Origin of the sequence: Nostoc sp. (assembly GCF_036917515.1) — a bacterium.
Lineage (GTDB): Bacteria > Cyanobacteriota > Cyanobacteriia > Cyanobacteriales > Nostocaceae > Nostoc.
The window spans coordinates 1-15,023 of record NZ_JBALDE010000091.1 but is presented as its reverse complement, the minus strand read 5'-3'; the positions used below and the strand labels follow the sequence as shown (position 1 = coordinate 15,023).

Sequence of the window (15,023 nt, the reverse complement as noted above, 5' to 3'; positions counted from 1 at the left end):
CCTACAACTTTTAGCAAACTCCTGTGGCAATATTACTCAGGGTGCTTTTCTGGGCATCTTATATATTACAAGTTATGTTAACCAAGAAATCAGATGGGGCAGCCGCAAAAACCTATAGCCGCCGAACAGCAGATCCTCTCTTTGGGGCGCCTCCTCCAGAGCCTCAGAGAAGAAGATGATGTTGACGTTCTGATTGAAACTACTATTTCTTATCTCAAAGAAGAGTTTGACTACAAACTGATTTGGATTGCTCTTTACGATCGCCTGAATCACATATTATTCGGAAAAGGAGGCATCACACCCGATCATGACATGAGCTTTTTACACCAAAGAGTTGTTCTAAGTCCTGGGGATTTATTAGAACAAGTAGTAATTGAACATCGTCCTTTAGGCGTAGCTGATTTGCAAACTGAAATCCGTGCCGCTGAATGGCGAAAAATTGCCGAAAAATTCCACATCCAAGGAACGATTATTTTACCAATTCGCTACAAAGACCGTTGCTTGGGCTTGCTATTATTGGGTTCAGAACGCTGGGGCTACCTACTGACAGGAGAAACAAAAGCACGTTTGATGATGGTTTTAGGTGAACTAGGAGCAGTGCTTTATCAAAATGAGATGCATAAGCACCAAAAGCAAACCAGGCGAACCGACGAGCCATTATTAGAATTGCTAGAAAATTTACGCACCCTCAGCAACCTAAATCAAAGACTTGAAGCAGCGGTGCAAGCAACTCATAAATTTGTCTCCCCCAACCGGACAAATGTTTACTGGTTTGAGCGGGAAGGGCGCTACTTTTGGTGTCGAATGAGCAATCAGCTGGTCAAAATGGATCGCAATTTTAGCAGTCAGCAAGCAGCAGGAATGACTGTACAGGATTTGAGCGATTTTTATTATGCTTTGGCAGTTAACCAAATAGTCTCAATTGGTGATGCCCGCAGTTCTTTAAAAAGCCATTTTACGGCAAAATTGCTGGAACGCTTGAAGGTGCGATCGCTCCTAGCAGCTCCGATTATCTGGCAAAAGAACTTAGTCGGTTTTCTGGCGGTGGAAAGCAATGAACCTCGCATCTGGACAGACACAGACAAAAATTTCGTCCAGAGTGTTGCTGGTTTAATTTCTCTGGTTGTACCTACCGAAAGCATGGAAAGTACAATCAAACAGATTCAAGAGGATGCTCAACTGACTAGCCAAGTTGCCCAAGGTATCTATAGCGAACATGACCTTCAGGTAACTTTACACAGTTGTGCTAAAAGAGTTTTAGCTCGATTAGGTGCTACCCGCTTTTTACTGTTGCAGTATGACCCTGAGCAGAAAAATTATCAATTTACTTACCAAAGTCAGCCTTATAATCGCCGACCGTTGACATTTACCCTGCATACTCTCAAAGAATTAGATGGGCAGCTTTTGCAAAGTTCAACTCAAGCGGTGGAAATTGAGAACTTAGATGAAGATTTACGCTTTTTTAACTGGCGGCCCTTGTTGTTAGAGAATAATGTGCGATCGCTACTTGTTTGTAAATGCACTCACGAACATATACCAGCAGCACTTTTGATGATTACTCATGAAAACCATCGTTCTTGGACAACTCTAGAAAAGGAATTGCTGTGGGCGGTCAGTCAACAGATTGGTGTAATTGTTCGTCAGTGGCAATTACATAATCGCACCACCCAGCAGCAAAAAACTTCCCAGGCATTTGAGCAATGCTTACGCATCCTGACACAATCCCAGAACAGCATTGAGGTCGAAAAAAAGCATTTAGAAGGTGCATCTCTCGAACAAATAGCATCAATTTTGGGTTGTCCCTTAGCGCTAATGCTATCCTGGGCACCTGGCGAAAGTTGGGCAGAAATTATTCCTGGAGTGATTGACAATAGCCAATTTGGGATTTTTTCTGATGTATCTATTTCTATCCAGACTGAAGCCTTAATTCAGTGGGCACTTGCTACAGAGACTTACCTAACTTTGAAGGTGGATAATTTACCTCCAGAAACCCGGAAATGGTTGAATGTTCCAAACAAAAGTCAAATTTTGGTAATGGCATTACGTACAACTGCTGTTTATGAAACCACTGGTGTAGTGTTGCTTGTAGACTATCAAGAGCGTCGCTGGTCAGAACAAAGCCTCAGTGCAACAGCAGCTCTGATTTCTCAATTAGCCTGGTGGCGTCGTGAAAAGCAAATTATCCGACTTTTGGAATCCACAACACAAGAATTACGACAACTCAACTGGTACAAACATCGTCGTTTAGAGGAAATTCAAAGAATAACGGCCCATTCTCTTAAACAAATACACGATTTGGGCATTCCTGCTAATGAATTGACTCAGATGCGCTACCAACTATTGCTACGGCAGTTAGATTATACAGCCACCTCTATGAGTGGAATGCTAAAACTTGAGAACTGGCAGCTACATATTAGTTGGGAAACTATGTCCATAGCCAGTTTACTAAAGCGATCGCTCGAACGGATCGAAAATTTACTTAAACAACAAAAGCTGTGGATTGGGGTACATGGTTTGGGACAACCAATTGACGAGCAAGAAGCGCCCAAGAATTCTTCATTAGTTAGAGGCGTTCCTACCTCCAGCACTCAATCTGCAATGGCGATCGCTGGTGATATTGTCAAAATTGAACTAGTTATCCATGAATTATTAGTTACTGCCTGTAACCGTTCTCAAACCGGTAGCAGAATTGATATTTGGTGTCGCCGTTTAGATGCGTCAAAACCCTTAGATACAAAGCATTCTTCTACAAGTGGAGGAGCTGAACATCAGACATCGCTAGAATTATCAATCACATATAACGGTGCGATCGAACCACAGTTATTAACAGAATTACATGATAATACATCTAAAGATATACTTGCTCCTTCCAATCTTGACCAACCACCAGCTTTACATTTGGCGATCTGCCAAAACCTCATGCAAGAACTAGGAGGAGAGTTGAATTTCTATCAGTTACCAGATAATCGGGTAGTCAGTCGCTTGTTGTTGCCGTTAGCTGTTCATGATTCTTAGTACAGCTTTGCGTGAAATCACGGTGAATTAAGGGTTGAAATTTCAATGCAGATGCGCTTCGCATTCCTACAGCAAAGATTAGTACAGATGTGCTGTGGTTAATTATCCGACTTGTACGAGAACTGCTATAACTACAAGCCTTAACAATTTATCTTTATCACTGTCAAGGTTAATTAAACGTAAATATAAAATTATATTGTCAATAATCAAACTTTTTTCTATATATTTACTGAGTTGATTAATAGTTAAACAGGTAAACTTTGGTAACTTGAATATCTAAAAAAACGTGACATTTTTTAAAAAATTAGCTAACATATAACTTGATAAAAAGCTGATTAACACTATTATTAATTTAATTTTTAGGAAAATAATTAATTTAATTATTTTTTTATAACTTTTATTTATAAATTTTATTAATTAAAAAAATATAACATTTTTTCAGAATTTAATTATTGGTTAATATCAAAGTAACACTTAACGCTTTGTATGAATAATTAAATTACAATCAAATTAAAAAACCACATATTATATTTATATATTTAATCAACTTTTTATATTGCTTTTGTGATAGCAATAGCAGTTTAAATCTACATTTTTTAGAGAATGATATGGAATTAGTGCATCAAATCATAACTGTCAGTTTATGGATTTCAAGTTTACAGCAAATAGAAGTATATGGATGCTACAAAATATTTCTAAATATCAAGAAGATTAAATCTCAACATAAAATTTATATGTCTGGAGGAATCTATCAATGAGCTTTAGATACTTCAAGCATTGGTTGAAATTTAGTTCAATCCGAAACATTATTGTTTTGACCTTAATATCAATTCCTAACTTGTGTAGTGTATCGGCTCAGACTACTACTAAAGGAGGAATTGACTGGATTTTAGTAGTAGATACTTCTGCTTCCATGCGTGGTGTAGGTGGAACAAAAAATATTTTTGAGCCAGTAAAAAATTCTATTACTGAATTTGTTAACACGGCTAGATTAGGCGACACAGTTACTATTTATAGCTTTGATAGAGATGTCACTCTAAACGCCAATGATATCACTATTAACAGTAATCCAGATAGAGGTAAGCTCAAGCAAATAATTAACTCACTTAAAGCTGAGGGTGTACGTACTTATACAGGTAAGGCTGTGCAAAAGACTTTGCAACATTCTGCCGTGTTAAATAAACGTGCTGATGCTCTTGGTCGTACTGTTAGTATCGTATTTCTAACAGACGGATTAGAAGATGTGCGTGGTATTCCTAATCCTATTTCTATTCCTAGTAATGCCCAATTTCTACGTGAGCAACAATGCAAGCCCTACATATTTTTTGTGTCTTTAGGATTAAAAGAACACGAAAAGCAACTAAATGACTTTGCTAGCAATCCAGCACTTTGCGGTAAGGGGCAAGTATTGCGAGATCCTGGCGGAGTTCAGCTTAACCAACTGGCTCAAAATATCCGACCAGCGCTTATTAAACCAAAACTTGATGTTAATTTACCTACTGCTAATTTACCACAATTATTACCTGGAACAACTACTGAACCACTGAATATTAATAGTATTAGTAATGTCAATACTAAGGTAAGTTTACAACTGGAAGACCCTCAGCAAAGTGGTATTAGCTTAATTTCACCCGATCGCACCATCGACTTAGTTGCGAATCAAGCAACAGTGATTCCTGTGCGTTTACAGATACCAGCAGAGGCAAAGGGGGGCACTAATAACTTGCGCTTAGTGTTGATAAGCGCAGATCAAGCGATCGCACCAATTACAATTGACCTACCTTTAACCATTCAGTCGAAACTACAAATACAACCTACAAAAATAGATTTTGGCTCAACAGAGGTAGGCAAAACCACTGAAACCCAAACTTTGGTAGTTCACACTAATATATCCGGAACAGCTAGCTTACAGTTGCAAGGCAATTCCAGAAAGATTTCTGTAGCAGAACCTTCAGCAGCTATATCCTTACAACCAGGAGAAACTAATATTCCTGTGCAGTTGCAGGTTGCTGATAGCAATTTTGAAGGCGATCGCACTTTCACCCTAGTCCTGACCCCAGATAACTCAATTGCTAGTCCTGTCAGTACGGAAGTTCATCTGCATATTCTGATTCCATTGGGACGAAAAATAGTTATTTGGTTACTTTTAGGGCTGCTAGTGTTGTTAATTGCTTTGATAGTAGTTTGTTTGATTCAACGCAAAACGCCCTTGGAATTAGTCGAAGATTTCCGCAACCGTAACCGTTTAGAAGGAGCGTTGGTAGTGCTGGAACCACTGCCACAATCATTGGAAGATGAAGAGATTAGTCTCACTCACCTACCGAAGGCTAGAGTATGCCTGAGTGATTTGATACCAGCTATTGCGGCTACAGATTCTGATGCTGAGTTAGTCACAGTTTGGCGGGCAGGTAAAAAAAATATAGATTTACAGTGTTTGAAAGGTGTAATTTTTGTCAATACTAAAAAGATAAATACAGATGAACTCTACAACGAGGACATCATCGAAATTGGCAACGTTAAGTTGCAGTTTAACTGGATTGAACACCAAAGGCCCTCTGAGCCAAGCAGTGGGCAGACAAACTTTTGAATAATATCACAGGAAAGTGAATGTTAAGTCCCACGGTTGTGCGTCCCACGGTTGTTTTTCGTCCTACTGTTGTTATCGGGCTAGGAGGAACGGGTTATGAAGTCGTACTTAAACTTAAAAAGCGATTTATAGATGTTTACGGCTCAGTACCAGAAGTTATTCGTTTTATTTCTATTGATACTACTGAAAATATCCAAGAACGAGAAAAATCACCTGATGGAACTAAGGTTTTTTTAGAACCTAATGAACTTTATGCAATTTCTGTTGCAAATCCCCTACCGCTAACACGTAACGACCACATCGCGGAATGGTGGCCTAGGGACATTCCAGCAAACGCCCTGATCAATGGTGCTGGACAGATTCGGGCCCGGGGGCGGCTCGCCTTTTTTGCAAGAGTAGGCGATATCAAAAGTTTAATTTCTCAAGCAATCAATGCTGTCCGCGAAATTCGCACCAACAAACAAGCATTTTCAGATAACTATCAAGTTTCCAGTCGGGATGGTGTCGAAGTTTTTATTGTTGGCAGTTTGGCTGGTGGGACGGGCAGTGGCACATTCTTAGATACGGCTTTTTTAACACGGCAACATCTCAATAATTTTTCTAATATTACGGGGGTATTTGTTTTACCCAGAGTGTTTGCCAATATTCCCCAAACTCACTTGGTCAAGTCTAATGCTTATGGCGCACTCAAAGAAATCGAACACTTTTGGGGATTGTCACCATCTAATAGCATTGAGATTGATTATGGTGTCACAAAAATCAAAGCCGATCGCCCTCCCTTTGATGCAGTATTTTTAATTGACGGGGTTAACAAAAATGGAACTGTAGTCGGTCGTCCAGACGATTTGCAAAATTTAGTTGCAGATGGTTTGTACATCCAGATTGGTTCTCAAATCGGTCTAGACGCCGCTAACGTTGCTGATAACATTCGCGCTTATCTGGCAAATGGTGAAAAAGTTCGAGGGCGCAATATAAATTACTGTAGTTTTGGCTTTGCCACCTTGACTCTGCCAGTACAGCAATACGAGCGGATGAAATTAGAGGATGCTCAAAGCTTGCTGAAGAATGAGTTAATGGCATCTACCCCAGCAATCGATTTAGAAAGCGACATCGCCCGGTTTTTAGAAGATTGCAAGTTAGCAGAAGCAACTACTGTCCTCAATGCCTTGACTGAAAGCGATCGCGGTGGACAAATAAAACCCGAATTTAGAATTGGCGAAATCCGTCACGATCGCACAGCTTTGGCGACAATCAAAGAACTTTACAAACGGCAGTTAGATCAATTTGAACAACGGACGGCTCAAGAATTGGGATTGAGTTTTTATCGCTTAGAGCAGGCTGCAACTGCTGCGATCGCAACTTTCTGGGAACGCGGTCTTAACCGTCCCAATGGATTAGCTTATGTTTTGGACTTCTTGAGCAAACTTTCTCAACAATTAGACGAATTACAGCAAAGCGTGCAGCGCAAGTCACAAGAAGCGCAATCTAGTTTCAATGCTTTGAAATTAGAACCACAAGAAGAAAAAATTAAAGAAGTCGCAGAAACTTGGTTCCCAAATAAAAACACTATTCAAGCTGCTTGCCAGAGATACAAAGAACGGGCTGACCAAAAGTGGAAGACTTATTTACATTGGAAACGTTGTGATAAAGCGGCTGAACTCTATGGTGTACTACGGGCTAAGGTAGAAGAAATCAAAGAAAAATGCCAACGTTTACATAGCAACTTAGATAAAGTTTATCGAGATTTAGAACAGAGTTATCACGAGGTCAACCGTCAAGGAAGTAACGATAATCCCTTTATTCATACCATTGGGCGCATCAATCTCCAATCAAAACGTCCCAAAGTTACTGGCGAAGATTTTATCCGTTGGTATCGAGAACAGTCTCAAACTTTAACGAATTGGTCTGAGAAAAAAGCTGAAGATGTCAAGAACGAAATTCTGAAATTTGTCGATGAAGCTTACTATCCGCTCACCAGTATGACTGTTGAACAGGTTTTAGCAGATAGTAATCCCGAAGATGCAGGGCAAGATTTGCAACAACTTGGCAAACTTGCAGTTCCTCTTTGGCAGTATGAAGAAACGGAAATTCCCGTTCAACAGCAGCACGTGATCACAGAATTTTATTACTACGGAGTAGAGAGTAGTAATACAATTTTTAGCGATCCACCTCTTTCTAGCCGTTTACCTAAAGGAAGTAATAATCCTTCTTTTGTACCGACAGGCGAACCCCATAAAGTGATGCTGTTTCGAGTCGAAATTGGTGTTCCCTTATTTGCATTCAACGGAATGAGGGATATGGAGTCAGCTTACCTAGATCCAAATAAAGTCTTTAAGCACCTGCATCGTAATTGGACAAACTTAGCTAATTTAATTCCACCGGAAGACGATGGTGGGGCGTTGCGTTGGTTTGCTTTAGCCTTAGCACCCGATCCATATAAATTGGTTGTCAATCAGGGTAGGAAATATTTCGTTTCTACAGAACAAGCGAAAAGATTAGAAGGCGGAGTTTTGCCATTGGGAGGCGATGCCTACGGCGGGCAAAGCCTACGCAAGTTAGCATTTAAAGCTTTCAAAAGTAACTTGCCTCTAGTTAAAGAAATTGCTGACAAAGTTGAGCGTATCACCCACGAAGACCAAGAAAAAGCCAAATTTACTTTGCAAAACTACATCAATCACCTGAATCAGGTTTTAAACGGAGGCAAGGTTGATGCCCAGATTAAAGAACAGGTAGAAATGGAAATCCAGGAAATTGAAGCTTATCTGGAAGATTTAGATGTGATTATTTAGCCCCATAGTTTGCACTCTGAGAGTGTTCCCATGCCAAAACCAACTATTTTACTTGCACTCGATCCTCACAGTGCCGCTTTTTGTGCAGCCATGAAACGGCAACTGCAAGAATTTCCGGCTACCCAAAGCTGTTTAATTCAAACTTATACCTTAACTTGGGATGGTCAAACTTTTAGCTTTAATAGCGAGTTAGATCGGTTTGCTGACACGAGTTTTGATCTGGCTCAAACTCATAGTAAACAAGCTTATGTCTCCAAAATTCGTACCCAGTTCAGCGAAGCGACTGGCGAACTGCAAACTGCACTGATTGAATTATTGAAAACGGCTAGTCAATCAAAAGAAGTGCTTGCAGCGAAACGCCAAGGAGTAGAAATTAGCAACAGCCATCAAGTATATCTCATGCTGTCAGTCAGCAATCAATTTGCTAAGGGAGTAGTTTTTGACATAGTACGCTTGATTCGTTGGTTATTTTCTAACTACTTTGTCGATATTCCTTACAGCTTAGAAGCTTTGTTGTTACTACCAGGGTTATTTTCCCAAGCCAAAACTGCTGATTACGGTGCTGCTTACGCTTTCCTGAAAGAGTTAGATCACAAAATGACCAGTGGAGTTGTGATTAAAGCTGCTCAAAAAGTAGCACCTTTTGATAACTGCTGGCTGATGGACGGGCGAATTGGGGGACTGAGGGATAATTTACCTAGTTATGCTGATGCTTTGGCAGGTTTTCTCACTGTGGAACCGGAAACCAATGGCTTATTGATTGGCGTACAAAAAGTACGAGGGAAAATACCCGCTTATAGTTCATTTGGTTATGGAGAATTATTTTTCGCAGGAGAAACAACTATTAATCGTTTGAGTGCTGCCTTAGCTGCCGATATTATCATGGAGCAGTTTTTACCGAAGGCAGAATTTACTCCAGAGGCAATTCGCAAATGCCTGTTAGATGCCAAAGGATTTATACTCAGCGAAGATTTCAGTAATGCTTTTCTCGGATTAGAACGAAACAACGGCAAACCAGTTTGGCAAGATTTTAATCCGCGCCTTGAGATGCGTGCTGGCCAGGCTCAGGAATATAGGATAGAATTACAGCGTGCTTATCGGCAATTTGAAAATAAAGAGCTACTTTCCTATAAGCGCACGCTAGAAAATTGTTGCAAACAATTACAGGCAACACTAACCGCCTTCTTAGACCGCACCATTAATCGCTATGCTGATGCTACACCTAGAGGCTTGCATGAAGCAGCTAGGCTGTTAAATATATTGACCTTTTTGTATTTGGAACTGCAAACGGATGCCATAGGCGATCAATCCCAGAATCTTGTTACAGAACTGCGTGCGGCTGAAGCATTTCTCGACTCAAGATTGCAGGTAACAATTGATCATGAAGCTACTCAAAAGCTACTCAACCAAATTGTCTCCTTAAAATTGCAGCAGCAACAACTACAAGATGCTTTAGCTCAAAGAAAGTCTGAAGAACAACTGCAAGAGCTACAAACAACTCAGAAACAGTTAGAAACGGCAATTGCTGAGTATCGCCAAGCGTTAAATGCCGAAATCGAACAAGCTCGACAAATTCGCTTTACGGCGATCGCTCGCGCTCGTGAACAAGCCGAAGCCGCGATCGTTGTAGCTCAGAACCACTTAACGGCCATTGAAAATCAACTCGAAACAGCCACAGATAAATTAGATGAACTACTAACAGAAGAAAACCGTTTTCGCTCACAGTATCTAATCGTTTATCCTACCTTGGTTACTGGTGCTTTATTCGCCTTGCTGATTATAACCGGAATTTTCAGTCAATCAACATTATGGCTACTATTGCAAAAGTTTTGGGCTAACTTAGTTACTTATCTGCTTTGGACTGCGGTAACAATTTTGACTTACTTAGGTATCGTTTGGCTCAAGTACAGCACTAATATTCGCGATCGCATTCAGAAGGTTCAAAAACAACTTAAACGCCTAGAAAGCACTGTTAAAGCAACCGCCGTAGAATTACGCCGCAACTATAATGAACAATTAAAGTTAGAGTACGATTTATACGCCCAAAATCTCCGTGTCGAGGCGTTAAATTATTTGATTAAAACAGCTAAACAAAGAACTGAAACCTTACGTCAAACTTTGGCTGATTTCTCTGAGATATACAATAATTTGGTTGCTCAACGCGATCAAGCTACCACGAAGTTCTCCGAAACTCGGCTCACAGTTCTGACTGATGCGGATATTGATGCTTATTACCAAAGTTTTCTTTCCACATTACCAACACAGAAGTTTACTCAAGAACAGGTTAGCCGTTCTCAGTCGTGGAAAATTTCTGCTGAAGAATTTCAGAATCAACTTATGCCCTTTGCTCGGCAGCAGTTCGAGCAATTGGGTAATTTGTCTATTGGCAAAGTTTTAAAGCAATCAGATTTAATTGCCGCTAATACAGCTAATTTGCGTTTGAATCAGCTTTATGATAGCGCTAATTTGTTGCTGCGAATTCAAGATATCGACACTAACTTAAACCCAACTTCTCAACGGGAGATTACCCTCTGGGTGGGAGCAAAAGATAAAGAACAAGTTTTTGCGTTTTACAGTCGCTTTAGTCGTAGTTTAACCGCCTTGGTAGCTGAAGATGAGCAGCGATTATGTATTTTGACTCGTTCGTTGGGCTTTCCGGCATATTTTCTCAGTCAAATTGAGTATTATCGAGACTGCTATGAACGGACTCAGAGCGAACAAATCGAGCCAGACGAAAACGTTTTCGATTTAATTCCAGAGGAAATTGGTTCTGGTAGGGAATTAAAGCTAGCTTATCAAACTCTGCTGTTAGCGATCGCGCTTGGGCTACTATCCCAGCATTCTCAAGGTGATTATCAATTCAAGGGTCGGTCACTTGGTAAAGACCGAGAACAAATTGCCTTAGCTTTAGCAACTGAGTTTACCCTTGAGGAACTCTATGGAGGCTTACAAGAACGTATCGAAACATTTGAACGTGATTTTACCTACCATAAACTACAGGAATTCGGAACATCTGCCTCAGATTTAAATCTCCACGAACGTAAGCTTTTGGATCATCTACTTTCAGACTATAACCCTCTGAATTAGGTATTCAATCAGCTTTTTTACCTCTCTGGAAATTTAATATAGACCCAACCTAATCCCTAAGAGCTAATTTGTAAACTAGAGTAAAGTCTCTAATTCGTAAGGATTTCAGGAATTTGAGCCATAAGAGCGTTTATTCTTTGAAAGTCCTGTCCAGCAATGAATTGGATATGCTTAAAATTTTCTTTACGAATCAGCTCTAAGGGACTTCCAGTTAAAAAATATCTGATTATAAAGTCACAAGGCTAGACCTTGCGCCTCCAGTCTAGATATTGAGTCATAAACTCAATAGAATGCATTTCCAGTTTCGGACTGGGAACAAGGAAAGTTTTATCAAGCTAGGTTTTTAGGACTTGTGTGTACACCGTAGGGACTAACAGGGTTATTTAGACTATGCACCTTAACCAAACCGGATTGATACCAATCATGTACTTCGACAATTGATATATGCGAGCATCGCTTGATTTTCCAGTGACTTGCTTGCCATCAAAGGATCTCTGACATCAACATCACTTATGTCATACCAATTTAAAAAAAGAATGCCACAGATACATACACCCAAACCTTTGTGATGTCTGGCTTTCTGAATTTTGAATTTTGAATTTTGAATTGGTATCAGATCCTCCCTACCTGAATCCTTACGTAAATACCAATAAAAAAACTCTCCTTTTCACTCAAACTTTACAACGAACTAATAGATGCACGGTTAGTATAAGTATGTAAGCAATTACCTAGTGCATAAAAAATATAACTAAATTACTGATGCGGTTATTATTTAATTTTTAATGCCTAAGCGGTAAATAAATATTCGTTTTATATAGAAGTTTTCTTCTGCATAAAACAAAATTAGCTTGAGAATTTCCCAAGTTGTTCATCTTATTTGCCTATATTTTACTCCTGCTCATTAGTAAGGAGTCAGTAAGCATGGCAAATTTACAACACTATCATCCTAAAAACAAAAAGAGAGCCTTGTATGAAAAATTACATTAAATTTGTCAATCGTTTTTTTGCACTAGCTACTCCAGCGATCGCTACTTCGATATTGGCTACCTTACCGAGCCAAGCTGCTACCATTGCATATTCTGAGTCAAAATTCAACATCAACAACTTTAGTAGCAGCCCTTTAGATGTTAGGACTTTGACTGATACTTTTACCAACACAATTAGCACAGGTGGTCAAGTAACTGCTGATGCTAATGCTGAGGCTAAATTTAATGTCGATGGAAACAACTCTGCATCCAATTTATCCTTCAGCCAAGCTCAAGGTCAGGGTGATGGCTATACAGGGTCGGCAGAAAGCTTGGCTGCGATTATCGGTTACGATTTTATAGTAGACAAAGAGTTTTCCTTTGATTTCAGTGGCTTATTTAGCCTTAAAACATCCATTGATGATGCTGTGACTGAACGTGCAAATGCTCGTGGAGAGTTCTTATATAAGTTATACGACAGCGATACTAATAATCTTTTGGACTCTTTTAAGATTTCTGGAAATTTATCAACTATAGGTAACAATGATGCTTTTGTATTTGAACCAAGTAGTAGCATAACTCTTGATTCAAGTCAGACTTCTATTGATAAATCTTTTGGCGGAACACAGGAATATGCTTTGACTAGCTTTAAGGGTAAATATTCCCGTACTTTCGATAAGTCAACTCGTTTAACTTTAATAGAATTTAAAAGTAATCAGGTGAGCGTATATACTGTCCCAGAACCCTCAACAATTCTAGCGCTGTTTAGTTGCACTATGTTTGGTGCTGTCTCGATACGCAAGCGTAAAAGAGCTTCTTCGGCTGCGTTGTTGGTTAATAAGGATTTAAGGTCTGTTTAGTATGTTTGCAATAAGAGAAGTTCAAGTCGGGGAAATGGCATTTATGGAAACTCCAAGTCATTAGGTATGCAGATAATTTTCTGATTTTGCACTCTGACAGACAAGCATTAAAGAAATGCAAATAAATAGCGATAAAAATGAAGTTGTCATCTAGAAAGGATTAAAGTGCGAACTCAATCCTCATGGATTACCCTGTAGAGGTCAGTAATCTCCCGATTATTTGGTTTCGACTGAATGAATCGCACTTTATTGCTGCGTTTTCGTTCCTATCCATTACACGGCCACACTTACAAACGTGTGTTTTAGTGGATAGTGTAGGTCATTGATGCTTTATTAATTTAATCGCCCAATGCTTTTTGTTGTTAAAGGTTATAGATTTTCGACCATCCACAAGTTTCTGTCCTGATTTTTTGTAATCAGCAGGGCGACAATCTTTTTGGAACTGTAGATATCGTTTTAAACCTGGAGTACCCTTTTTGCAGTTGTCAAAAAACCTAGAGATAGAAGACCATGCTCGTTCTACACTGGCAAGTCTTGCCATTGAGTTAAGTTCATTAGCAAAAGGAAAGTTAGCTGCAAATACAGCATAATCAATTCAATATTCATGCAAATCGTTTTTAGCTGTATTTTTAACATCCATCCCTAGTAAAATACAGCTATTCCGAATCAATTTTGTAGTCAGAATTGCATTATATACTGCTGCTATCTGGGCTGACTTTCCATAAGCTTTGAACTCAAAAACAAGCATAGTCATTGAGCAACGCCGAAGTGTCGCTTTTACCTACTGTCTTATACTGCTATATGTGGTATAAGATAGAGGTATAGAAATATTCCTAACAAGCTTTTATGGACATCGCCCATAAAAGCTTCCTACAATCTGGTTATGCCAGCTTTAGGAAACTGTTGCCGATGTATTGGCAGATACAATAACCTTATCACCATCAGTAATAGCGCCAGCAATAGCGCCAGCAATAGCGCCTTCAAAAGTAGCTTCAATAGTACCGTTGCCTACTTTATAACTGCTCTTTTTAGCAGTAGAATAACTACGTACGTAAGCAGATGCAACTCCCCCTTGTACTTGACTAAGATTGGAAACTTCATCTTCACAAAAACTGAGATCGGAAATTCTTAATCGTTTCATAAAAAAGCTCTCTTTGAAAAACGAATGTATTGCTGAAAGTTTTTGAGAACTTTCAGCAATTTTTCTATCTAAAATGCACTATAGTACACTGTAGTACTAAGGCATATTTAGGCGGCACTAGAACTAGATGCACCGTAACTAGCAGATAGGCTGTATTTTTTGGAAACAGCAACGGTACTAGTGGAAATGCTGGTGATAGCGAAGATTTTACCCTTAGCGTATGCTGTTGAAACAGCATCTGCAAAAGCTATTCCACCTTGAACATTCTCATTTTCAAGAACGGTTTCTACATGAGAAAGATCGTTGATAATCATGATTTTACTTTCCTAAAAATTAGTAAGGTCAACTTGTTTGTTGTCGTGCCACTACAACTTGTTTTTTAGTAGCATACAAACAATAGCACTATTACAATTCGATGAATAGTAGTTTTACATAAATTTTTTGTAAAAAAAGAAAAAACTTTATATTATCAAGTTACTTACATTATTTAACCTGAGTTCGGGATAAGGAAAGGAGCAGGTAGTAAGCTGAAAATAGCGTTAAATCCAGCACCTGCCCTATGTTTAGTTTAGAAGCATT

General features: G+C 39.3%; 7 protein-coding genes. 5 read left to right on the top strand and 2 right to left on the bottom strand.

Translation table 11 applies throughout. The features are described from left to right. The first annotated feature begins 93 nt into the window (after positions 1-93). The 5 genes from V7K89_RS10770 (at position 94) to V7K89_RS10750 (ending at position 13,303) form a co-directional block, all read left to right on the top strand. Entirely contained in the window at positions 94-3,015 is a 2,922-nt protein-coding gene (locus V7K89_RS10770; RefSeq protein WP_335186948.1) for a GAF domain-containing protein, read from the top strand. Positions 3,016-3,769: 754 nt separating this feature from the next. After that, positions 3,770-5,602, top strand: a complete 1,833-nt coding sequence (locus V7K89_RS10765) for a vWA domain-containing protein (RefSeq protein WP_335186946.1) — start codon at positions 3,770-3,772, stop codon at positions 5,600-5,602. 20 nt (positions 5,603-5,622) lie between these two features. Beyond that, positions 5,623-8,391 (top strand): tubulin-like doman-containing protein, encoded by a 2,769-nt coding sequence (locus V7K89_RS10760; RefSeq protein ID WP_335186944.1) that lies wholly within the window; start codon positions 5,623-5,625, stop codon positions 8,389-8,391. A gap of 30 nt (positions 8,392-8,421) precedes the next feature. After that, entirely contained in the window at positions 8,422-11,478 is a 3,057-nt protein-coding gene (locus tag V7K89_RS10755; RefSeq protein WP_335186942.1) for a hypothetical protein, read from the top strand. 970 nt (positions 11,479-12,448) lie between these two features. Beyond that, positions 12,449-13,303 (top strand): PEP-CTERM sorting domain-containing protein, encoded by an 855-nt coding sequence (locus V7K89_RS10750; RefSeq protein ID WP_335186940.1) that lies wholly within the window; start codon positions 12,449-12,451, stop codon positions 13,301-13,303. A gap of 892 nt (positions 13,304-14,195) precedes the next feature. Here V7K89_RS10750 and V7K89_RS10745 read toward each other — a convergent pair. After that, the gene (locus V7K89_RS10745) at positions 14,196-14,444 is read right to left on the bottom strand and encodes a hypothetical protein (RefSeq protein ID WP_335186937.1); all 249 of its coding nucleotides are present in this window, start codon (positions 14,442-14,444) and stop codon (positions 14,196-14,198) included. 107 nt (positions 14,445-14,551) lie between these two features. Then, complete coding sequence (locus tag V7K89_RS10740; RefSeq protein WP_335186935.1) at positions 14,552-14,758, bottom strand: hypothetical protein; 207 nt, start codon at positions 14,756-14,758, stop codon at positions 14,552-14,554. Positions 14,759-15,023 lie beyond the last annotated feature (265 nt).